Here is a 21,388-nt window from a genome sequence, read left to right as displayed (position 1 = left end):
TCCGCGTAAGCCCGGGGCGGGCCGCGCCCCGGGCTCTTCGTCCTAAAGAAGAGAGCGCAGGCGGTCGGCCAGCAGATCCCAGCGCCAGCGCTCCTCGACCCAGGCGCGGCCCCGCTCGCCCATCCGGCGGCGCAGCGCCTCGTCCTCCAGCAGGGCCGTGATCCGCTCCGCGCTCTGCCCGGCGGAGCCGCCCGGCACCACCCACCCCGTCTCGCCCTCCAGCACCGCGTCCGGCGCGCCGCCGGAGTCCCCGGCGACGACGGGGAGCCCGGTCGCGGACGCCTCCAGGTAGACGATGCCCAGGCCCTCGACGTCCAGCCCGCCCCGCCGCGTACGGCACGGCATGGCGAAGACGTCACCCGCGCCGTAGTGGGCGGGCAGCTCCTCCCAGGGCACCGGGCCGGTGAACCGTACGCTGCCGGCCACGCCCGTCGTCTCCGCGAGGCGGCGCAGATCCGCGGCGTACGGGCCGCCCCCGACGATCAGCAGCACCGCGTCCGGCACCCGCTTGAGGATCCGCGGCATGGCCTCGATCAGCGTGTCCTGCCCCTTGCGCGGCACCAGCCGCGATACGCAGACCACGACGGGCCGCTCCGCGAGCCCCAGCCGGGCCCGGACCTCGTCCCCGCCCGAGCCGGGGTGGAACGTCTTCTCGTCCACCCCCGGCGGCAGTTGGACCATGCGGCCGGCGGCCTCGGGGGTGAGGGCGGCCGCGATGCGGGAGCGGGTGTACTCGCCGAGGTAGGTGAGGGTGTCCGTCCCCTCGCCGATCCGGCGCAGCAGGGCCCGGGACGCGGGGAGCTGGGCCCAGGCAGCCTCGTGCCCGTGCGTGGTCGCCACCGCCCGTTCGGCGCCCGCCCCGCGCAGCGCGGGCGCCATCAGCCCGAGCGGCGCCGCCGCGCCGAACCACACCGAGCGGCAGCCGTGCTCGCGCAGCAGCTCGGTGGCGCGGCGGGTGACGCGGGGCGTGGGCAGCAGCATCGTCGTGCGGTCGCGGATGACGGGGTACGGCTGCTCGGCGTCGAACCGGGCGGTGGCCTCGGCGCCCTCCTCGCCGCGCTTCCAGGTGGACGCGTAGACGACGACCCGCTCCGGGTCGAGGCGGAGGGCGATGTTGTGCAGGAACGCCTGGATACCGCCGGGGCGGGGCGGGAAGTCGTTGGTCACGAGCAGGGTCTTGTCCATCGGAGCCGACAGTACCGGGTGGCTGGGGCCGGGGGTCCCGTCCCCCACGCCGCCGCTACCCGGCCCGGGGCTCCGCCCCGGCCACGGGGGGCTCCGCCCCCACGCCCCCGCTCCTCAATCGCCGGAGGGGCCGGGATGTGACCCGACCGCTGGGAGGTGCCCCCTGGCGGAACGGGTGGGCACAACCCGGCCGCCGGCCGGGGGCTCAGCGCAGGGTCCGGGCCACGTACGTGCGCCACTGGGCCGTGAAGTCCGGCAGGCTCACGTGCAGTACCTTCCGCAGCGCGTCCTCCACCGCCCCCTCCCGGCGCGGGGCCGCGCCGACCGCGCGGTAGAGGGCGACCAGCTTGCGTTCGCCCCAGCGGTCGGCGATCAGGCGGCAGGCGAGCCAGCCCTCCTCGTAGGCCTCGGAGAGGCGGTCGGGGCGGCTGCCGAAGCGGAAGGCGTCGTCGGGCGGGAGGGACGCGGGGAGGCGGCCGGAGGCCACGGACTCGGTGAGTTCGGGGGCGACTTGGCTCGGGATACGGCCGGGGGCGCGGTAGCCGGTCCAGTCGGCGAAGCCCTCGGAGAGCCACAGCGGGGTGGCGGCGGTGGTCGCGGCCCGGGTGGCGACATGCGCCGTCTCGTGGGTGATCACGACCTGGCGGCCGAAGTCGCCCAGCGCCCGGTACGCGTCGGGGTTGACGATCACGCGGTCGGCGGGCGAGGAGTCGCTCGCGCCGCCGACCTCGCCGGTGGTGACGGCCGCGATGCCCCGGTAGCCGCTCGCCGAGGCACCCAGGAGGGCGGCCATCCGGTCCAGCGAGGCGGGCACCTCGACGACGACCCGCCGGGCCCAGTCGCCGGGCCAGACCCGGTCGAGGGCGGGCACGGCCCGGTCGGCGGTGGCGGCGACCCCGCGCAGCAGCCCGCGGTTCTGGCCGACGCCGAGGACGAGGCTGCGCTTGCCGCGCACGACATCGACCCGGCCCTGGTCCCACAGCTGGTCCACGCCGCGTTTGCCGTCCACCCGGCCGTCGTCGTCGGCGATGAACCACCGCCCGTCGCGCTGGGCGAGGGTCAGGTACTGGGGGGCGACGACGGGGGCGGTGTCGTATCCGGCGAGCCGGTAGCGGAGTTCGACCTGGGCGGCCAGGCGGCGGCCGGTGCCCACGGCGGGCCGGAAGCCGCCGGTGTGCACCAGCCGGTACGTCCAGGAGCGCAGCGGTACGGCGGACAGCCGGCGGAACACCCGCCGCTGTTCGGCCCGGTAGCCGGCCGAGCCGCGGTCGACGGTGGCGAGGAAGGCGGCCGCGTCCCGGCCGCGCACCGCGGCGGCCCGCTGGTCGAGCAGGCGCTGGACGGCGCGCCCGTCGCGCCCCGCGGGGTCGTCGGGCGGAACGGTCGTGCCGCACGCGGTGAGCGCGGCCAGCGGCAGCGCCCACACCATCGGCAGACAGAGTGCCGTCCGCCATCGCCCCGATCTCCACCGACCCGTCACGCCATAGATCGTACGAGCCGCCGCAGCGCCTCAGAGACGGGTGACGGAAAAGATCGGCATCATGCCGACGGGGTCGTAGCGGACCGTCGCCCCCGGGTAGGGCGCGTGGATGACCCGTCCGCCCCCGGCGTACATGGCGACGTGCCCGGCGTCGGAGCGGTAGACGACCAGGTCGCCGGGGCGGGCCTGGGACAGCGGCACCGGCTGCCCGGTGTGCGCCTGGGCCTGGGAGGTGCGCGGGATCGCCACCCCGGCCCGGCGGTAGGCCCACTGGGTCAGCCCGGAGCAGTCGAAGGCGGTGGGCCCGGCCTGGCCCCAGGCGTACGGCAGGCCGAGCGCGGCCCGCGCCGCGCCGAACGCGGCGGCGGCGCGCGGTGAGGACGGCGGCAGATCAGTCGTCGCGTAGGGGGCGCCGGGGGGCGCGCCGGGTACGGCGTACGCCCCGTGCCCGTCCCCGGCACGCGAGGCGCGTGCGTACGCCTCCCACTCCCCCGGGCGCAGCGCGCCCAGCAGCCGTCGCGCGGTGGCCAGCTTGCGCCGGATCTCGCGCTTGTGGCGGGCGACGGCCCGGCGGCTGCGCTCCAGCTTCACCAGCTGGGCCGCGGCCTCGGTGCGCTGCTGCAGCAGGGTGCGCCGGGCGCGTGCCAGGGCCCGCAGCTGACCGGCCTGGCGGCTGGTGATGCGGTCCAGCATGGCGGCCTGGTCGAGGTAGTGGGCGGGGTCGGAGGAGAGCAGGAGGGCGAGGCCCGGGTCGAAGCCGCCGGTGCGGTACTGCCCGCCCGCGATCGCGCCGAGCGCCATCCGCATCCGGTTGACCCGCTCCTGGCCGCGGGCCGCCCGGTTCTGGAGGCGGTCCACCTGGCGGCGCAGCCGGTGGGCGCGGGTGCCGGCGGCGTTGTAGCGCTCGGTGGCCCGCTCCGCCTGCTCGTAGAGCCGGTCGACCCGGTCGATGTCGGTCCGGTCGGCGAAGGCCGGGGCGGCCGCCGGGGCGGCGGTCCGGGCCGCGGGGTGGCCCGTCGTGGTGTCGTGGGGTTCGGCCCCGGCCGGGACGGCCAGCGCGACGCCGGTGGCGGCGGCCGCCGAGGCGGCGGTCCAGACGGCGGTGGCCCGGACGGGCCCGGGCTTCGAGTGGCGACGAGAGGACGCCATGGGAGCCGCACTCCCTTCCGCGGTGTCGGTGAGGAACTGCGGGCAGACAGTAGCGGTGCGACTACCCGGGGTCCAAAGCCGATCGCGGGCACACAAAATGACGCCCCGCCGGAGACCGCAGGTCACCGACGGGGCGGGAGTCGTGGGGAGTTGTACCGATTCGCCCGAACGGACGGACGTCAGACCCGCACGCCGAACTGGAACGGCATGTTGTCCATCGACTCGAAGCGCACACCGGCACCGGGCTTGGGCGCGTGCAGCACCTGCCCGTTGCCCGCGTACAGGCCTATGTGGTGCAGGTCGCCGTAGAACAGCACCAGGTCGCCGGGCTTCAGCTCGCCGCGGCCGATGCGGGTACCGGCGTTGGCCTGGTCCTGGGAGATGCGCGGCAGCTGGACCCCGGCCTGCTGGTACGCCCAGCCGGTGAGGCCGGAGCAGTCGAAGGAGGACGGGCCGGTGGCGCCCCACACGTACGGGGAGCCGATCTTGGTCTTGGCGGCGGCCAGCGCGGCGGCGGCCCGCTGCGAGTCGGGCACCTCGCTGCCCAGGTCGACCCGGCTGCTGGAGCGGTTGGCGCGCTCCTTCTCCTGCTGCGCCATCTTGGCGCGCTCCTGCGCGGTGAGGGTGTTGAGGAGGTTGCGGGCCTTGGTGAGCTTGCCCTGGATGTCCTTCTTCTTCTCGCCCAGGGCCTTCCGGGTGTCCGCCAGGTCCTGCAGCTTGGTGGACGCCTCCTCGCGCTGCTGCTTGAGCGTGCGCTGCTTGTCGGCGATCTTCCGCAGGGCCTCGGCCTGCTTGCCGGTCACCTGGTCGAGGGTGGACGCCTTGTCGAGGTAGGTGTCCGGGTCGGAGGAGAGGAGCAGCTGCACGGAGGGGTCGATACCGCCGGTGCGGTACTGGGCGGTGGCCATCGAACCCAGGCTGTCGCGCAGCTTGTTCAGGTCCTCCTGGCCGCGCGCCACGTTGTCCTGGAGGTCGCCGACCTGCTTCTCCAGCTTCTCCTGCTTCTCCTTGGCGCCGTTGTACTTCTCGGTCGCCTGCTCCGCCTCTTCGTAGAGCCTGTCGACCTGCTCCTTGACGTCCTTCTTGTCCTGCTTCGGAGCGGCCTGGGCGGCCTGGGACGTGAGGGCGACGGCGGCAGCGGCGGTCGCCGTCAGAACGGATACCCGAGTGCGGCTCGGCTGCTTGGGTCGACGGTGGGACGCCACGAAGGCGAGCTCCTTCTTCCTCCGGCCGCCTACCAGGGGTTGAGGTGCGACCCCGGCTCCGCGGATACGCCGCGGACTCGGCGGTACCCCCGCTGTCACCCCGGATGGGTGATCAACCGCGCGAAGGTTCGAGCCGACATTAGTGACCCTGCCGTGATCCGTTCAAATCCCGGCGGCAAAAAAATCGGCCACAGGCGCATCTTTTACAAACATCGCACGGGCAGTGACGGTCAATTGACGCTGCGCTGATGCTTAGCCGCCGTCAGGTACGCGCAAGTCGTTTCAGCAACAAGGCGGATGCCACGGGGCGCGCTCCGGCGCGCGCGACCCCGTCCGCGACCTCCCGGTCGGTCGACACCACGACCACCGGACGGCCCGGCGGCTCGGCCCGCACCAGCTGCCGGATCAGCTCGTCCGCCGTCACCCCGGGCTTGCTGAACAGCACCCGCACCCCGCGCGGCGGCGCCAGCAGCACCGGAGCCGCCAGCTCCGCGCCGTCGAAGACACACGTCATCTCCGCGCCCGTCTGCGCCGCGAGCACCGCGAGCCCGCCCAGCAGCCGCAGCCGCTGCTTCTCCAACGGCATCGTCGGATAACCGGTCTTGGTGACGTTGTAGCCGTCCACCACCAGATGCGCCTGCGGCAGCGCCAGCAACTGGTCCAGCAGCGCCGGGTCCATCTCCGACAGCGCCCTGGTGCTTATGTCCTTCGGCGTCATCTTCCCCGGCTCGACCGCGTCCACCGAGTCCGCCGGATGCGTCGACGCGGGCGGCAGCGCCAGTTCGCGGCGCAGCCCCTGGGCCGCGTCCAGTACGGTGTCCAGCAGCAGCCGCAGCCGCATGTCCTCCACGCTTCGGCCCTCGCGCACCGCCCGGCGGCTCGCCTCCAGCGCCGACTCCGCCTCCGCCAGCCGGGCCCGCAGCCGCCGCGCCTCGCCGTCGGCGGCCGCCTGCCGCGACGCGGCCTCCGACCGTACGGCCTCCAGCTCGCCCTCGGCCTTGCGCAGCGCCGCCGCACCGCGCTTGACATCGCTCTGCGCGCTGCGCAGCTTGCGCTGCACCGCGTCCGTCTCCTTGCGGGCCGCGTCCAGCTCCGAGCGGGCCCGGTCCGCGTCCTTGCGCGCCGCCGCCCGGGCCTCCGCCAGCTCCTCGCGCAGCCGCTGCAGCTCGCGCTCCGCCTCCTCGCCGGCCCGCTCCGCCGACGCCCGCTGGGCCTCCTCGCCCGCCGCCTCGACGAGCTTCACCCAGCCCGCCGGGCGCAGCACGTACGCCACCGCCGCCACGTCCACCGGATCCGCGGCCGCGGGCGGCGAACCGCCCTCTATGGCCTCGGCCAGCTCCGCCTGGGTCTCACGCAGCCGCTGTGCGATCCGCTGCCGGAAGACGGGGTCGCTCTCCACCGCGGCGGCCATCGCGTTCCCCGCGAACTTGGCGCGCCGGTTCGGGGTGAAGCGGGCGTACTGCCGCAGCTGAGGTGGCAGTTCGGCGACCGTCAGACCACCGAACGCGTCCGCGACCAGCGCCACCACGCGCCGCCGCACCCCTTCCGGCAGGGGGCGGTCCAGCGCCTCGGCGACGCCCTCGGCGTCACCGGCCGCCTCGCGGCCGCCCGTCCGGTCCACCACCTTCTCCTCGCTTCGCTTCTCAGGCGCTCGCGTTCGTACTCGGGCGGTCCACCAGCTCGATCTGGTCGACCGCGTTGCACCAGCGACAACGCACTGACTCAATGGTCTCACTGACCACATCGCGCTCCTCGACCCGTGGCTCCCCGGCCAGATCCAGGTGGACGAACTCGACCGCCTTCGTCGAGCGGGTCACATCGAAACGGGTGAGGTTGCCGCACAGCGTGCAGCGCCAGCGGGTCCCGGCTGTCGGCGTGGGAACGGCCATGGTGTCGCGTCCTCGCTTCTCGGCTCATCGGCGTGCTGTCACCCTACGGCCTGAGCACTCGGCCATGCCGGGCCCGTACCCACCACCGGGCGGCGGCGAGGCGCTCTGTGCAGGTTGTGCCGGGTACGCGATGATCTGCCCATGATCGAGAAGTCGGCGGGGTCCGGCCGTCCCGTGATGACGTACGCCCTCATCGTCACCTGCTGCCTGATCTTCGTCCTCGGACCGGCCTCCGGGCTCGACCCCCGCTACGGCTCCGGCGGACACCTTCTCCAGGCCCAGACCTCGTACTTCGAGCGCTGGGGAGTCGTCCCCGCCGCCCTGTGGAACGGCACCCCCGCCGCGCCGCTGACCCCGCTGACCGCGCTCTTCGTCCACGGCAACTGGCTGCATCTCCTCGGCAACATGCTGTTCCTCTACGTCTTCGGGGCGATGGCCGAGGAGCGCATGGGACGCATGCACTTCGCCCTCTTCTATCTCGTCACCGGCTATCTCGCGCTGCTCGGTTACGCCGCCGCCCACGCCGACTCCCCGCAGACGCTGGTCGGCGCCTCGGGCGCCATCTCCGGCGTCCTCGGCGCCTTCCTGTGGCTCTTCCCGCGCGCCCGGGTGACCAGCCTGTTCCCGTTCCTCTTCTTCCTCCCGCTGCGCTTCCCCGCCTGGGTCGTGCTGATCTTCTGGGTCACCCTCCAGTGGCTCGCCGCCCGCCAGGCCGACGCCCGCCCCGGAGTGGCCTACCTCGCCCATCTCGTGGGCTTCACCCTGGGTTTTCTCTACGCGTGGGCCCGGTTCGGGCGGCCGGATAGAGTGGGCGGCGCAGCCAGGTCCAGCGAGGGAGAAAGCCAGCCGTGATCACTTCGATCGTGCTCATCAAGACCAGCGTGGACCGGATCCCGGAGATCGCCGAGAAGATCGCCGCGATCGAGGGCGTGAGCGAGGTCTACTCGGTCACCGGGGCGCACGATCTGATCGCCATGGTGCGGGTGGCCCGGCACGACGACCTCGCGGACATCATTCCGGGCCAGATCTCCAAGGTCCCCGGTGTGGCCTCCACCGAGACGCACATCGCGTTCCGCACCTACTCCCAGCACGACCTGGAGGCCGCCTTCGCGATCGGCCTCGACAGCTAGTGCCGCGTCAGTCAAGGTTTGCCCGGTAGCGAGGCGTCCTGGTGCGGTCAGATGCAAGGCGCCGGATCGGCCTCGTAGTGGGCCTACTCGGTCGATTCGGCAACGCCGCAGATGGCCGTGCCAGGGCGGCGAGCGGGGTGAACCTTGGCTGACGCGGCACTAGCTAGCGCACGGCCTGGCGCGCCGGCACGCAGCGGCCGTCCTCCGTGCGGTAGTCCCACCGCGCGCCGTCCCGGACCAGCTCCTTCACCGCCCGGATGAAGCGCTCCACGTGCTCGTCCGGGGTGCCCGCGCCGAAGCTGACGCGGATCGCGTTCAGAGAGCGCTCCCCCGGGGCGGCCTCGGGCGCCCCGCACTCCCCCTGCTCACCCGGCTCGCTGTCCAGCAGGGTCCGCAGCAGCGGATGCGCGCAGAACAGCCCGTCCCGTACGCCGATCCCGTACTCCGCGGACAGCGCCGCCGCGAAGTGGGAGCTGTTCCAGCCCTCCACCACGAACGACAGCACCCCCACGCGCGGCGCGTCGTCGCCGAACAGCGACAGCAGCCGCACCTGGGGCACCTCCGCAAGCCCCTCCCGCACCTTCGCGATCAGCTGCCGCTCCCGGGCCACCAGACCGTCGAACCCGGCCTCGGACAGCGCCTTGCACGCCGAGGCGATCGCGTACACCCCGATCACGTTCGGCGAGCCCGCCTCGTGCCGCGCCGCGGTGGTGTGCCACTCGACGTCCACCCCGCCGTCGTCCCGCCGCGCGACCTTGCGGCTCGCGCCGCCGCCCGCCAGATACGGCCGCGCCTCGCGCAGCCAGTCGGCCCGGCCCGCCAGGACCCCCGCCCCGAACGGCGCGTACAGCTTGTGCCCCGAGAACGCCACCCAGTCCACGTCCGCCTCCGCGATGTCCACCGGGTGGTGCGGGGCCAGCTGTGCGGCGTCCAGGACGATACGGGCGCCGTGCGCGTGCGCCGCCGCGGCCAGCGCCTCCACCGGCCACAGCTCACCCGTCACGTTCGACGCGCCCGTCACGCACACCAGCGCCGGGCCCCCGTCCCGCTCCGCCAGCGCCCTCTCCAGCGTCTCCACCGCCTCGCGCGGCGAGCGCGGCGCGCTCAGGTAGCGCACCCGCACGTCCTCCCGCTGCTCCCACGGCAGCAGCGAGGCGTGGTGCTCGGTCTCGAACACGAACACCTCCGCACCGGTCGGAGTTACGGCGGCCAGCAGGTTCAGCGAGTCCGTGGTCGAACGGGTGAAGACCACCTGGTCGTCCGCCCGGCACCCCAGGAACGCCGCGACCTCCTTGCGGCTCGTCTCGAACAGGTCCGTCGACAGCTGCGACAGGTAGCCCGCCCCCCGGTGAACGCTCCCGTAGTACGGGGCGTACGCGGCGACGTCGTCCCACACCCGCCGCAGGGCGGGCGCGCTGGCCGCGTAGTCGAGCGCGGCGTACGTCACCTCGCCGCCGGTGACCAGGGGCACGGTGACGTCACTGCCGAGGACGGCGAGCGGGGCGGAGGTCTCGACTGCAGAAGGGCACACGGACATGGCGAATTCTCCCGATGGGTCGCAGGCATGCGGAACATGGCTCAACGCACGGCGGATCCGCGCGGAGCGGGTGGGAAAACGGGCGCTGCGGCCCTAGCGCATTCGCTGCGTCACGGAAGAACTCCCTCGACCACCAGGACCCCTAGTGCGAGGGGTCCGCGCTTGCCGCGCGCCTCGCTGCGAGCGGCCTGGTCATCACCCGGGGCACCCCGCCACGGACGGAGGGTTGCCGGACAGCGGGCCGGGGCCGAAGTCGCTGTCGCTCGTGACCTGGCGCGATTATGCCACGGCGCCGCGCGGTGCCCATCCCCTCGTCCGCATAGTGGACCTGTCCCCCACCCCGCCCCTTCCCGAACCGGGGGCAAGCCCCCGACCCCCCACTGCGGGGCTCCGCCCCTGGACCCCGCTCCTCAAACGCCGGAGCGGCTGGGAAGCCGGACATCACCGCCACGACCCCGAGATGGCGACTCCGCCCCCGGGCTTCCGCTCCACACACACCGGAACGACGCTGAGAAGCCGGGCATCGCCACCCCAACCTCGGAGTGGCGACTCCGCCCCTGGACCCCGCTCCTCAAGCGTCGGAGCGGCTGGGGAGCGGGGCACCACCGCCACGACCCGGGACGGGGCTCCGCCCCTCGGTCCCCGCTCCACACACACCGGAACGGCGCTGGGTGGCCGAGCATCACCACCCCCACCCCGAAATGGCGACTCCGCCCCTCGGGCTCCCGCTCCTCGAACGTCCCCGGCTACCGCTGGCAGGCGCCGGCCTCGGGGCCGGGCGCCCCGGGTGCCGGGGCGCCCGGGGCGCGGCTCCCGGGTTCGGGAAGGGGCGGGGTGGGGAAGAGGCCGCGGCCGCGTGCCCCTACGCGTTGCTCGCGTGCACCCAGCGTTCCAGGGCGTCCCTCGCCGCGCCCGAGTCGATGGACTCGGCGGCTCGCGCGACGCCCGTCGCGATGCGGGCCGGGAGCGGGGCGTCCGCCGGGTCGCGGTGCCAGTCCAGGGTCGCCAGGGCCGCGCCCGCGTTCAGCAGGACCGCGTCCCGTACCGGGCCCGTCTCGCCCGCCAGCAGCCGGCGTGCCACATCCGCGTTGTACGAGGCGTCGGCGCCACGCAGGGCCTCCACCGGGGCCAGGTCGAAGCCGATGTCACGCGGGTCGAAGGACTCCTGGCGGACCGTGCCGTCCCGTACCACCCACACCTGGGAGGTCGCGGTCACGGTGAGTTCGTCCAGTCCGTCGTCGCCCCGGAAGACCAGCGCCGAGGAGCCGCGCTCGGCCAGCACCCCGGCCATGATCGGCGCCATCCGGGCGTCGGCGACGCCCGTCACCTGGCAGCGGACCCGGGCCGGGTTGGTGAGCGGGCCGAGCCAGTTGAACGGGGTGGCGATGCCCAGTTCGCGGCGGGCCGCGGCGACGTGCCGCAGCGAGGGGTGGAACTTGACCGCGAAGCACATGGTGATGCCCGCTTCCTCGGCGATCTCGGCCACCCGGGCCGGGCTGAGGTCGAGGTTGACGCCGAGCTTCTCCAGGACGTCGGAGGCGCCGCTGGCGGAGGACGAGGCGCGGTTGCCGTGCTTGACGACGCGCGCGCCCGCGCCGGCGGCCACCAGGGCGGACATGGTCGAGATGTTGACGGTCCTGGCGCGGTCGCCGCCGGTGCCGACGATGTCGACGGTCGGCCCTGGCACCTCGATCGTCTTGGCGTGCCCGTACATGGCGCGGACGAGGCCGGAGAGTTCGGCGACGGTCTCGCCCTTGGCCCGCAGCGCGACCGCGAACCCGGCGATCTGGGCGTCGGTGGCCTCGCCGCGCATGATGCGGTCCATGGCCCAGGCGGTGTCGTCCGCGCTGAGGTCCTGGCCGCCGAGGAGGGAGCTGAGCACGTCCGGCCAGGTGCGGGCCGTCGCGGTGCTGTCGCCTCCGGCTGGGGTCACAACGTCCATGGTCCGCTCCTGAATGATGCCTGGGCCGCACAGCCCACACGGCTGGATCAGCGCTCGATCAGGGCAAGCCTATCGGCCTGACCACGGCCAGGGCCCCGGGCCGGACGGTGAGGTCCGGGCCGGGGCCCTGGTCTGTGGCGTCAGATGACGGAAGGGATCAGTGGTGGCCGTGGCCGCTGGTGATCTCCTTGTACTCCTCGGAGGTCGGCTTCGGGATGAAGGCGTCCTTGCCGTAGTAGCTCTTGGAGAGCCTGGCCCGCAGCTTCTGCGACGCGCCGACCTTGCGGCGGACGCCGTTCTCGTCGACCTCGGGGCCGATCTCGTACGGCTTCGGCTGCTCGTGCTGGGTGAGCACGTGCAGCTGGTCCTGCGTGAGCGGCTCGTGCACCTCGATGAACTCGCCGTGCGGCAGGCGCTTGATGATGCCGGTCTCGCGACCGTGCAGCACCTTCTCCTTGTCGCGCCGCTGGAGGCCCATGCAGATCCGGCGGGTGGCGACGAAGGCGATGACCGGGCCGACGAAGAAGGCGATCCGCACGAACCACGTGATCGAGTTGATCGACAGGTGGAAGTGGGTGGCCCACAGGTCGTTGCCGCCGCCGACGAGCATCACGAAGTACACGGTCAGCCAGGCGACGCCGAAGGCCGTACGCGTCGGGGCGTTGCGCGGGCGGTCCAGGATGTGGTGCTCGCGCTTGTCGCCGGTGATCCAGCCCTCGATGAAGGGGTAGAGGCCGATCGCGAAGAGGACCAGCGGGAAGAGCACGATCGGGATGAACACGCCCAGGACGAGCGTGTGACCCCAGGCGGTGATCTCCCAGCCGGGCATCACGCGGACCAGACCCTCGGCGAAGCCCATGTACCAGTCGGGCTGGGCGCCGGTGGAGACCTGGTCGGGCCGGTAGGGGCCGATGGTCCAGATCGGGTTGATCGTGGCGATCGCGGAGATGGCCGCGATGACGCCGAAGACCAGGAAGAAGAAGCCGCCCGCCTTGGCCATGTAGACCGGCAGCAGGGGCATGCCGACGACGTTCTTGTTGGTCTTGCCGGCCCCGGGGTACTGCGTGTGCTTGTGGTAGAAGACCAGGATCAGGTGCGCCACCAGCAGGCCGAGCATGATGCCCGGCAGCAGCAGGACGTGGACCGGGTAGAGCCTCGGGATGAGGTCCATGCCCGGGAACTCGCCGCCGAAGACGAACATCGAGATGTAGGTGCCGACGACCGGGATCGACAGGAACACGCCCTCGATGAACCGCAGACCGGTGCCGGAGAGCAGGTCGTCGGGGAGCGAGTAGCCGGTGAAACCGGTCAGCATGCCGAGGAAGAACAGCAGGAAGCCGAACAGCCAGTTGATCTCACGCGGCTTGCGGAACGCGCCGGTGAAGAAGACGCGCATCATGTGCACGAACATCGCGGCGAGGAAGACCAGCGCGGCCCAGTGGTGGATCTGCCGGATCAGCAGACCGCCGCGCACCTCGAAGCTGATGTCGAGCGTCGAGGCGAACGCCTCGGACATCCGCACGCCCTGCATCGGGACGTACGGGCCGTGGTAGACGACCTCTTCCATGCTGGGGTGGAAGAACAGCGTCAGGTACACACCCGTGAGGATGATGATGATGAAGCTGTAGAGCGCGACCTCGCCCAGCATGAAGGACCAGTGGTCCGGGAAGATCTTGCGCATGTTGGCCCGCGCGAGGCTGTAGATGCCCAGCCGGCCATCGGCCCAGTCGGCGACGCGCTCGCCCGCGGGCGCTTTGCCGCGCCGCTGCGTGCCCGTATCTGTTGCAGTACTCATCCGCGCTCCCAGTAAGCAGGACCGACGGGCTCCGAGAAGTCGCCCATGGCTTCGAGGTACCCCTGGTCATTGGCCTTGATCCGCAGCTGGGGCAGCGCGTGACCGGCCGGACCGAAGATCACTCGGCCACCGTCGGAGAGGTCGAACGTCGACTGGTGGCAGGGGCACAGGACGTGGTGCGTCTGCTGCTCGTACAGGTTGATCGGGCAGCCGACGTGGGTGCAGATCTTCGAGAAGGCGACGATGCCCTCGTGCGACCAGTCCAGCTCGCGCTTGTCCTTGATGTTCTCCGGCTGGAGCCGGACGAGCATCAGGGCGGCCTTGGCGATCTCGGTCTGGAAGTCGTGCTGGTCCTCGCTCATGCCCTCGGGCATGGCGAAGGTCAGGGAGCCCACGGAGATGTCCTCGGGCCGCAGCGGCTGCATGGTGTTGTAGTTCATGAGCCGCTTGCCCTTGGCCCACTTGGTGTGCCGGAGCTTGGTGCCCGGCAGCGGGCCGAGGTCGCGCAGCAGCACCACGCCGGAGAGCGGCACCAGGGCGAGCGCGCCGAAGAGGGTGTTGCGGGCGAGCTTGCGGCGGCCGAAGCCGGACTCCTTGGCGCCGTCGCGGAAGTCCTCGAGGACCTTGGCCTTGACCTCGGGGCTGGCCTCGATGGCGTGCCGGTCGTCGGCGATCTCCACGTCGGACATCAGGGTGCGGGCCCAGTGGACCGCGCCGGCGCCGATGGCGAACAGCGCGATGCCGAGGGTGAGGCCCAGCGCGAAGTTCAGCGCGCTGATGTGACCGATCGGGAAGACGTAGATGTACTGGTCGACCGGCAGCGCCACGTAGGAGGCGATGAAGGCGATGGTCGCCAGCATCGAGACCGTGAAGAGCAGGGCGACGGTGCGCTCGGACCGCTTGGCGGCCCGCTCGTCGATGTCCTGCTGACGGTGCTCGTGCGGGGGCAGCCCCGGGTCGGCGAACGGGTCTTCCGCGACCGCGGTCGCGCCGCCCTCCGCCCGCTCCTCGGGCAGCTTCTCTTCTGCTTGTGAAATCTCGTGGCTACTCATGACTTCTTGGCCTTTGCGGTCCGGGCGGCGACCCAGATGGTGAGGACGATCAGCGCGCCCATGCCGAAGACCCAGGCGAAGAGGCCCTCACTGACCGGGCCGAGCCCGCCGAGCTCAAGGCCACCGGGGGTCTTGGACTTGTCGCTGTTGACCGTGTCGAGGTACGCGATGATGTCCTGCTTGTTCTTCTCCGGCATCGTGGTGTCGGGGAAGGAGGGCATGTTCTGCGGGCCGGTCTGCATGGCCTCGTACAGATGCTTCTTGCTCACGCCCTCGAGGGACGGCGCGTACTTGCCGTTGGTGAGGGCACCGCCCTTGCCGGCGAAGTTGTGGCACTGCGCGCAGTTCGTGCGGAAGAGCTCGCCGCCCTTCGCGACATCCGCGTTGTCGGTGCTGTACTGGCTCTTGGTGGGCGTCACCGGCCCCGCGCCGAGCGAGGAGACGTACGCGGCCAGCTGCTCGATCTCGGCGTCCGAGTAGATGTTCTTCTTCTTCGGCACCTGTGCGCCCGGCTGCTGGGCGGGCATCCGGCCGGAACCGACCTGGAAGTCGACGGCGGCCGAACCGACGCCGACCAGGCTCGGGCCGTCGGAGGTCCCCTGACCGCCCGTACCGTGGCAGCTGGCGCAGCCGACGGAATAGAGCTTCTTGCCCTCCTCGATGGCGAGGGACTGGGCGGAGCTGTCATCGGCCTTCGCCTCGCTCGGCGAGAACGCGGCGTACAGCCCCCCAGTGACCGCCAGCGCGAAGAGTAGGACGACGAACGCAGCCAGCGGATGGCGCCGTCGTGCGGAGAGCTTTTTCACGGATTACCCCGGTGTCAGGATCTTCTGCGTCGATGCTTTAAGGACGTGCTTCCGGTCGCGGAGACCGGCTTACTTGATCATGTAGATCGTGGCGAAGAGGCCGATCCAGACGACATCGACGAAGTGCCAGTAGTAGGACACGACGATGGCCGCCGTCGCCTGCTGGTGGGTGAACCTCTTGGCCGCGTACGTCCTCCCCAGGACCAGCAGGAAGGCGATGAGTCCGCCCGTCACATGCAGTCCGTGGAACCCGGTGGTCAGGTAGAACACCGAACCGTACGGGTCGGAGGAGAGCGAGAGCCCGTCCTTCTTGACCAGTTCGGTGTACTCGAAGATCTGACCGCCGATGAAGATCGCGCCCATGATGAAGGTGATCACGAACCAGGAGCGCAGCTTCCTCACGTCGCCACGCTCGGCGGCGAAGACACCGAGCTGGCAGGTGAGGGAGGAGAGCACGAGGATCGTGGTGTTCGTCGCCGAGAACGGGAAGTTCAGCGAAGACGCCATTTCCTTCCAGTGCTCGGCTCCGGTCACCGATCGCAGGGTGAAGTACATCGCGAAGAGGGCCGCGAAGAACATCAGCTCGGAACTCAACCAGATGATGGTCCCGACGCTGGTGAGGTTCGGCCGGTTGACCGACGGGTGCGCGTGCCCGGTATCTGTTGCTGTTGCTGTCGCCACGACCGACATTATGTCGGTCGCTTATCCGGCCCTCACTCCCGGGGGTGCCGTTCGGAGTGTCCAGGGCCGTGTCAAGGGCATCGATGCTGCTCGTCGACGCTGTTCCGGCCGGTCCCCCGAAGGAGGGAGAGATCGGTTCGCCCCCTCCTCCGGAAGGCTGTACGGGAGTAACATCCGCCACAGGAGTCCGGTAGTCCCCTTGGCTGATGCGGAGGAAACGATGCGGCCGACCGCCACGGTGCTGGTCTACAGCGACGACGCGAACACCCGCGAACAGGTGCGGCTCGCGACCGGTCGCCGGCCCGCCGCCGATGTGCCTCCGGTGGAGTTCGTGGAGTGCGCGACCCTCCCCGCCGTCCTGGCGGCGCTGGAGGACGGCGGGATCGACGTGTGCGTCCTGGACGGGGAGGCGGTCCCCGCGGGCGGGATGGGCGTCTGCCGGCAGATCAAGGACGAGATCTTCCAGTGCCCGCCGGTGGTGCTGCTCATCGGCCGCCCGCAGGACGCCTGGCTGGCCACCTGGAGCCGCGCGGAGGCCGCGGTGACCCATCCGGTGGACCCGGTGGCCCTGACGGACGCGCTGGCCGGGCTGCTCCGCAAGCGGCTCGCGGTGGGTGCCTGACCGCATTCCGCGCGGTCTCACGCGGTCATGCCATGGGGCGGAGCCGGGCCGAGTCGGCCGGGGTGCTGCCGTCCCGCTGGCCGGCGGCGAGGGCACTGCCCTGGCGCCAGTCGGCCCAGGCCATGTTCCAGTCGCCGTAGCCGTTGCCGAACGGGGCCATGTCGTCCCCGTTGCTGTTGATGACCTTGACGATGTCGCCGAGGTGCACGGTGTTGAAGAACCACCGGGCGTTCTCGGTGGACATGCCGGTGCAGCCGTGGCTGACGTTGGCGTACCCCTGCGAGCCGGTCGACCAGGGCGCGGCGTGGACGTATTCGCCGCTCTCGGTGACCCGGGCCGCCCAGTAGACCATCAGGTCGTAGGAACCGGCACCCAGGCCGATGCTGGCGCCCGTCATCCGCACCGCCGACTCCTTGGCGAGGATCACCTTGGTGCCGTTACGGGTGTCGAACCCGGGCATACCGGTCGTGATCGGGATGGTCCGGATCACCTCTCCGTTCCGCCGCACCGTCATCTGGTGGGTCCCGGAGTCGGTCAGGGCCTCGATCCGGTCGCCGGTGGTGATCCGCAGCGACTTGGCCCGGTCGCCGTAGAGCCCGCCGCCGATCCTGATGCCCTTGAGGTTGGAGCGCACGTTGACGGTGGCGTGTGCGGGCCAGTACTCGGCCGGGCGGTAGTGCAGCGTCTTGCTGTCCACCCAGTGCCAGACTCCGTCCACGGCGGGCTGTGAGTCGACCTTCAGGCCCCGCTCGATGACGGCCCGGGCCGAGGGGTCCTTGACCGCGCGGCTCAGCTTGGCGGTGATCGGCTGGCCCACCCCGTACTCCCCCGCCTTCGGCCCGAAGGTGACCTTCAGCAGCTTGTGGGCGGAGCTGGTGGTGAAGTTGATCGTACGGCGGCCCGGCGCGCCGCCCGAGTCCTCCGTGGACACCCGCAGCGTGTAATGGGCGCCCGCCGCCAGCGGCACGGTGGAGCGCCACCGGCTGCCGTCCGGCGTCAGCTTGCCCCGTACGTATCTGCCTGCCGCGTCGGTGGCGGTGACGTCCGTGATCCGGCCGTCGTCGCCCTTGGCGGTGACTTGGAGCGGCCGGTCCGGATCGGCGTTGTGTGCGCCGCTCTCACCGCTGAACGAGATCTGGTCGGCGGCGTCGTACGGCTTGGCGGACAGCGGGTCCGAGGAGGGGCCCCCGCATCCGCTGAGACCCGCTATCAGCGAGGCCACCAGCAGGGCACTGGAGAGCACCACCCGGGTTCGAGGAGATCGAGGTGTGTGGTTCATGCGATCACGCTATGGACGCCCCCGGCGGACGGCGCGCCGAGCGAGGCACCAGGGTGATACCGCACAAGGGGCCCGGCACCTGTACGGTGCCGGGCCCCTTGTGCGGTATCGCTACTGGTTCTGGTTCTCGCCGCGGTAGTACTCGAAGACCCACCCGAAGAGGCCGACCATGATGATCGGGGCCGAGAAGAACAGCAGCCACCAGCCGAAGACCACGCCCATGAAGGCCAGGGCGCCGCCGACGGCCAGGGACAGCGGCTGCCAGCTGTGCGGGGAGAAGAAGCCCAGCTCACCGGCGTCGTCGGCGACGTCGGCGTCCTGGTTGTCCTGCGCCCCGACATCCACCCGGCGCGCGGTGAACGCCAGGTAGAAGCCGATCATGATGCTCAGCCCGAAGGCGAGGAACAGCGCCGTGGTACCGGCGGGCTCCTTCGACCACACGCCGTAGACGATCGCCATCAGCAGGATGAAGACGGCGAGCCAGAGGAACATCCGGCCTTGGACCTTCACTTGCCGGCCTCCTTACCACCCGCGAGGGCCTTGTCTTCGTCGGCCGCACCCTGGTGCTCGAGCTGGTCGAGCGCCGCGATCTCGGGGTGGTGCAGGTCGAACGCCGGGGATTCGGAACGGATCCGCGGCAGGGTGAGGAAGTTGTGCCGCGGCGGCGGGCAGGAGGTGGCCCACTCCAGCGAGCGGCCGTAGCCCCACGGGTCGTCGACCTCGACCTTCTTGCCGTACTTGGCCGTCTTCCAGACGTTGTAGAGGAACGGCAGGATCGACAGGCCGAGCAGGAACGAGCTGATCGTGGAGATCGTGTTCAGCGCGGTGAAGCCGTCGGCCGCCAGGTAGTCGGCGTACCGGCGCGGCATGCCCTCGGCACCCAGCCAGTGCTGCACCAGGAAGGTGCCGTGGAAGCCGATGAACAGCGTCCAGAAGGTGATCTTGCCGAGCTTCTCGTCCAGCATCTTGCCGGTCATCTTCGGCCACCAGAAGTGGAAGCCGGAGAACATCGCGAAGACCACGGTGCCGAAGACCACGTAGTGGAAGTGGGCCACCACGAAGTACGAGTCGGACACGTGGAAGTCCATCGGCGGCGACGCCAGGATGACGCCGGTGAGTCCACCGAAGGTGAAGGTGATGAGGAAGCCGATCGCCCAGAGCATCGGGGTTTCGAAGCTCAGCGAGCCCTTCCACATCGTGCCGATCCAGTTGAAGAACTTGATACCGGTCGGAACCGCGATCAGGAACGTCATGAAGGAGAAGAACGGCAGCAGCACCCCGCCGGTGACGTACATGTGGTGCGCCCACACGGTCACCGACAGACCCGCGATGGAGATCGTCGCGGCGATCAGGGTGAAGTAACCGAACATCGGCTTGCGCGAGAAGACCGGGATGACCTCGGAAATGATCCCGAAGAACGGCAGCGCGATGATGTACACCTCTGGGTGTCCGAAGAACCAGAAGAGGTGTTGCCACAACAACGCCCCGCCATTGGCCGCGTCGAAGACATGCGCCCCGAATTTACGGTCCGCCTCCAGGGCGAACAGCGCGGCGGCCAGCACCGGGAAGGCCAGCAGGACCAGCACCGCGGTCAGCAGCACGTTCCAGGTGAAGATCGGCATGCGGAACATGGTCATGCCCGGAGCGCGCATGCAGATGATCGTGGTGATGAAGTTGACCGCACCGAGGATCGTGCCGAAGCCGGAGAAGGCCAGACCCATGATCCACATGTCGGCACCGACGCCCGGCGAGCGGACCGCGTCCGACAGCGGCGAGTACGCGAACCAGCCGAAGTCGGCCGCGCCCTGCGGGGTCAGGAAGCCACCCACCGCGATGAGCGAGCCGAAGAGGTACAGCCAGTACGCGAACATGTTCAGCCGCGGGAACGCCACATCGGGCGCGCCGATCTGCAGCGGCATGATCCAGTTCGTGAAGCCCGCGAAGAGCGGGGTGGCGAACATCAGCAGCATGATCGTGCCATGCATGGTGAACGCCTGGTTGAACTGCTCGTTCGACATGATCTGGGTGCCGGGACGAGCCAGCTCGGCGCGCATGAAGAGCGCCATCAGTCCGCCGATGCAGAAGAACGCGAACGACGTGACCAGGTAGAGCGTGCCGATCGTCTTGTGGTCCGTGGTGGTCAGCCACTTGACGACGACATTGCCGGGCTGCTTGCGGCGCACCGGCAACTCATCCTCGTACGAGGCGGTTGCGTCGGCACCCTGGGGTTCGTTGAGGATGCTCACTGTGTCTTGGTCTCCGCGTTCTTGGCGGGGTCCGTCTGCGCGATGCCGGCCGGGATGTATCCCGTCTGGCCCTTCTTCGCCAGGTCCTTCAGGTGCTGCTGGTAGCGCTCCGGGGAAACGACCTTGACGTTGAAGAGCATCCGGGAGTGGTCGACGCCGCACAGCTCGGCACACTTGCCCTTGAAGGTGCCCTCGCGGTTCGGGGTGACCTCGAACCGGTTGGCGTGGCCCGGGATGACGTCCATCTTCATCAGGAAGGGGACCACCCAGAACGAGTGGATGACATCGCGGGAGGTCAGGATGAACTCGACGGACTCACCCTTGGGCAGCCACAGGGTCGGACCCGGGTTGCCGTTCTGCGGATTCCGCTCGCCGGGGGTGCCGGTGTCGTAGACGCCCTCGGCGCCCTTGGGGACGGTGTCGAGCATCTTGTTCGGGATGGACGACACCTCCTTGGGGGTCGCCTTGGGGCTGGCCGGGTTCCCGTCCACGTTCTCCATGTAGTTGAAGCCCCAGCTCCACTGGTAGCCAACGACGTTGACTACGTGGTCGGGCTTCTTGGAGGTCTTGAGGAGCGCGTTCTCATCGCGCGCGGTGAAGTAGAACAACACCGAGACGATGATGATCGGGACCACGGTGTACAGCGCCTCAAGGGGCATGTTGTACCGGGTCTGCACCGGGACGTCGATCTTGGTCCTGGTCCGGCGGTGGAACACCACCGCCCACAGGATCAGGCCCCAGACCAGCACGCCCACGGCGAGTGCGGCCGCCCACGAGCCCTGCCACAGGGAGAGGATCCGCGGCGCCTCCTCCGTGGCGGGAGTGGGCATTCCGAGGCGGGGGAAGTCCTTGGATGTGCAACCGGTGGCGGTCGCCAGGACCGCGCCCGCGGCAAGCGCCTGCAGCAGCTTCCGCCGCACCGGGCGCCGCGACGAGCGGTCGGAGCCGTTGGGACTCACGTAGCGCCTTCCCGAGAGTCTCGCCCGCGCGGTCGGCCGCGGCCGTCATCTGGTCGGTCGCCGGCCCGGTGCGGGCAGGGGTTTGGATGTTTATGCGGACCAAACCCTACTGGACGCCATTTGGCGCTGCGCGGGGAGGGTGCCCAACGCGCCGGGCCCCTCCCCGAAGGGGTGGCATCGCCGCTGGAACACCGCGAAATTCCAGCGGAATGACCTGCTCCGCGAACGTTTTCCGGGCCCGGGGACGGCGCGGGGTGTGACCGGAGGGCGGCCGGGGTACAGGTGGTGCGGGCACCGCCCCGTTCGTGTGATGCCTCGCGTCGGCGGCGCCGTACGCCCGTGCGTGCCATGTGCGCATCGCCTATCGCGTCCTTGTGGCGCGTACTTTCTTCGCGGGCTTTCTCCTGAGCCGTGCGCCGGGCGCAGCGGCT

General features: G+C 70.9%; 19 protein-coding genes and 1 riboswitch. Of the genes, 3 read left to right on the top strand and 16 right to left on the bottom strand.

Annotated elements, in window-relative coordinates; all coding sequences use genetic code 11:
• Positions 1–42: 42 nt before the first annotated feature.
• The 6 genes from ASC60_RS29440 to ASC60_RS29415 form a co-directional block, all read right to left on the bottom strand.
• On the bottom strand, positions 43–1,185 hold the full coding sequence (locus ASC60_RS29440) for a glycosyltransferase family 4 protein (RefSeq protein ID WP_055556226.1): 1,143 nt from the start codon (positions 1,183–1,185) through the stop codon (positions 43–45).
• 205 nt (positions 1,186–1,390) lie between these two features.
• Complete coding sequence (locus ASC60_RS29435; RefSeq protein WP_055556224.1) at positions 1,391–2,614, bottom strand: hypothetical protein; 1,224 nt, start codon at positions 2,612–2,614, stop codon at positions 1,391–1,393.
• 81 nt (positions 2,615–2,695) lie between these two features.
• On the bottom strand, positions 2,696–3,814 hold the full coding sequence (locus ASC60_RS29430; protein ID WP_055556222.1) for a C40 family peptidase: 1,119 nt from the start codon (positions 3,812–3,814) through the stop codon (positions 2,696–2,698).
• Positions 3,815–3,993: 179 nt separating this feature from the next.
• Entirely contained in the window at positions 3,994–5,019 is a 1,026-nt protein-coding gene (locus ASC60_RS29425) for an NlpC/P60 family protein (RefSeq protein ID WP_055556220.1), read from the bottom strand.
• 262 nt (positions 5,020–5,281) lie between these two features.
• Entirely contained in the window at positions 5,282–6,643 is a 1,362-nt protein-coding gene (locus ASC60_RS29420; protein WP_055556218.1) for an NYN domain-containing protein, read from the bottom strand.
• A 19-nt stretch (positions 6,644–6,662) separates the two neighbouring features.
• Positions 6,663–6,908 (bottom strand): hypothetical protein, encoded by a 246-nt coding sequence (locus ASC60_RS29415; RefSeq protein ID WP_055556217.1) that lies wholly within the window; start codon positions 6,906–6,908, stop codon positions 6,663–6,665.
• Positions 6,909–7,049: 141 nt separating this feature from the next.
• On the opposite strand from ASC60_RS29415, the gene ASC60_RS29410 reads away from it, so the two are divergent.
• Both ASC60_RS29410 and ASC60_RS29405 read left to right on the top strand, forming a co-directional pair.
• On the top strand, positions 7,050–7,760 hold the full coding sequence (locus ASC60_RS29410) for a rhomboid family intramembrane serine protease (protein WP_055556215.1): 711 nt from the start codon (positions 7,050–7,052) through the stop codon (positions 7,758–7,760).
• Positions 7,757–8,038, top strand: coding sequence for an Lrp/AsnC family transcriptional regulator (locus ASC60_RS29405; RefSeq protein ID WP_055556213.1), 282 nt, complete (start codon positions 7,757–7,759; stop codon positions 8,036–8,038). The genes ASC60_RS29410 and ASC60_RS29405 overlap by 4 nt, the downstream gene beginning before the upstream one ends.
• A gap of 163 nt (positions 8,039–8,201) precedes the next feature.
• On the opposite strand, the gene ASC60_RS29400 is transcribed toward ASC60_RS29405, so the two are convergent.
• From ASC60_RS29400 to ASC60_RS29375, 6 genes are all read right to left on the bottom strand, one after another.
• Positions 8,202–9,575: an aminotransferase class V-fold PLP-dependent enzyme gene (locus tag ASC60_RS29400; protein ID WP_055556211.1), complete on the bottom strand. Its 1,374-nt coding sequence runs from the start codon at positions 9,573–9,575 to the stop codon at positions 8,202–8,204.
• 153 nt (positions 9,576–9,728) lie between these two features.
• Positions 9,729–9,846, bottom strand: a riboswitch (SAM riboswitch).
• Positions 9,847–10,437: 591 nt separating this feature from the next.
• Positions 10,438–11,517, bottom strand: a complete 1,080-nt coding sequence (trpD, locus tag ASC60_RS29395; RefSeq protein WP_055556209.1) for an anthranilate phosphoribosyltransferase — start codon at positions 11,515–11,517, stop codon at positions 10,438–10,440.
• A gap of 157 nt (positions 11,518–11,674) precedes the next feature.
• Positions 11,675–13,312: a cytochrome bc complex cytochrome b subunit gene (locus tag ASC60_RS29390; protein WP_055556207.1), complete on the bottom strand. Its 1,638-nt coding sequence runs from the start codon at positions 13,310–13,312 to the stop codon at positions 11,675–11,677.
• A complete protein-coding gene (locus ASC60_RS29385; protein ID WP_055556205.1) occupies positions 13,309–14,364 on the bottom strand; it encodes a ubiquinol-cytochrome c reductase iron-sulfur subunit in 1,056 nt (351 codons plus the stop codon). Before ASC60_RS29385 ends, ASC60_RS29390 begins: the two co-directional genes overlap by 4 nt.
• Entirely contained in the window at positions 14,361–15,170 is an 810-nt protein-coding gene (locus ASC60_RS29380; protein WP_055556203.1) for a c-type cytochrome, read from the bottom strand. Before ASC60_RS29380 ends, ASC60_RS29385 begins: the two co-directional genes overlap by 4 nt.
• Positions 15,171–15,239: 69 nt before the next feature.
• Positions 15,240–15,860: a heme-copper oxidase subunit III gene (locus tag ASC60_RS29375; RefSeq protein WP_055556201.1), complete on the bottom strand. Its 621-nt coding sequence runs from the start codon at positions 15,858–15,860 to the stop codon at positions 15,240–15,242.
• 211 nt (positions 15,861–16,071) lie between these two features.
• Between ASC60_RS29375 and ASC60_RS29370 the strand changes: the two genes are divergently transcribed.
• Positions 16,072–16,473, top strand: a complete 402-nt coding sequence (locus tag ASC60_RS29370) for a hypothetical protein (RefSeq protein WP_055556199.1) — start codon at positions 16,072–16,074, stop codon at positions 16,471–16,473.
• A gap of 25 nt (positions 16,474–16,498) precedes the next feature.
• Here the strand turns inward: ASC60_RS29370 and ASC60_RS29365 are convergent, their stop codons facing one another.
• The 4 genes from ASC60_RS29365 to coxB form a co-directional block, all read right to left on the bottom strand.
• Positions 16,499–17,752 (bottom strand): Ig-like domain-containing protein, encoded by a 1,254-nt coding sequence (locus ASC60_RS29365; protein WP_055556197.1) that lies wholly within the window; start codon positions 17,750–17,752, stop codon positions 16,499–16,501.
• A gap of 111 nt (positions 17,753–17,863) precedes the next feature.
• Positions 17,864–18,262 (bottom strand): cytochrome c oxidase subunit 4, encoded by a 399-nt coding sequence (locus tag ASC60_RS29360; protein WP_055556195.1) that lies wholly within the window; start codon positions 18,260–18,262, stop codon positions 17,864–17,866.
• Positions 18,259–19,998, bottom strand: coding sequence for a cytochrome c oxidase subunit I (gene ctaD, locus ASC60_RS29355; protein ID WP_055556193.1), 1,740 nt, complete (start codon positions 19,996–19,998; stop codon positions 18,259–18,261). The genes ASC60_RS29360 and ctaD overlap by 4 nt, the downstream gene beginning before the upstream one ends.
• Positions 19,995–20,957 (bottom strand): cytochrome c oxidase subunit II, encoded by a 963-nt coding sequence (gene coxB, locus ASC60_RS29350; RefSeq protein ID WP_055556191.1) that lies wholly within the window; start codon positions 20,955–20,957, stop codon positions 19,995–19,997. Before coxB ends, ctaD begins: the two co-directional genes overlap by 4 nt.
• Positions 20,958–21,388: the final 431 nt, after the last annotated feature.

This window comes from Streptomyces sp. NBRC 110028 (genome assembly GCF_001417735.1).
Lineage (GTDB): Bacteria > Actinomycetota > Actinomycetes > Streptomycetales > Streptomycetaceae > Streptomyces.
This window is presented reverse-complemented; position numbering and strand designations above follow the sequence as displayed.

Excerpts from the sequence above, each read along its gene's own strand:
- ASC60_RS29375 (WP_055556201.1), bottom strand. The coding sequence starts at position 15,860 with ATGTCGGTCGTGGCGACAGCAACAGCAACAGATACCGGGCACGCGCAC.
- trpD (WP_055556209.1), bottom strand. The coding sequence starts at position 11,517 with ATGGACGTTGTGACCCCAGCCGGAGGCGACAGCACCGCGACGGCCCGC.
- ASC60_RS29435 (WP_055556224.1), bottom strand. The coding sequence starts at position 2,614 with ATGGTGTGGGCGCTGCCGCTGGCCGCGCTCACCGCGTGCGGCACGACC.
- ASC60_RS29390 (WP_055556207.1), bottom strand. The coding sequence starts at position 13,312 with ATGAGTACTGCAACAGATACGGGCACGCAGCGGCGCGGCAAAGCGCCC.
- ASC60_RS29415 (WP_055556217.1), bottom strand. The coding sequence starts at position 6,908 with ATGGCCGTTCCCACGCCGACAGCCGGGACCCGCTGGCGCTGCACGCTG.
- ASC60_RS29410 (WP_055556215.1), top strand. The coding sequence starts at position 7,050 with ATGATCGAGAAGTCGGCGGGGTCCGGCCGTCCCGTGATGACGTACGCC.
- ASC60_RS29365 (WP_055556197.1), bottom strand. The coding sequence starts at position 17,752 with ATGAACCACACACCTCGATCTCCTCGAACCCGGGTGGTGCTCTCCAGT.
- ASC60_RS29440 (WP_055556226.1), bottom strand. The coding sequence starts at position 1,185 with ATGGACAAGACCCTGCTCGTGACCAACGACTTCCCGCCCCGCCCCGGC.
- ASC60_RS29430 (WP_055556222.1), bottom strand. The coding sequence starts at position 3,814 with ATGGCGTCCTCTCGTCGCCACTCGAAGCCCGGGCCCGTCCGGGCCACC.
- ASC60_RS29400 (WP_055556211.1), bottom strand. The coding sequence starts at position 9,575 with ATGTCCGTGTGCCCTTCTGCAGTCGAGACCTCCGCCCCGCTCGCCGTC.
- ASC60_RS29370 (WP_055556199.1), top strand. The coding sequence starts at position 16,072 with ATGCGGCCGACCGCCACGGTGCTGGTCTACAGCGACGACGCGAACACC.
- ASC60_RS29385 (WP_055556205.1), bottom strand. The coding sequence starts at position 14,364 with ATGAGTAGCCACGAGATTTCACAAGCAGAAGAGAAGCTGCCCGAGGAG.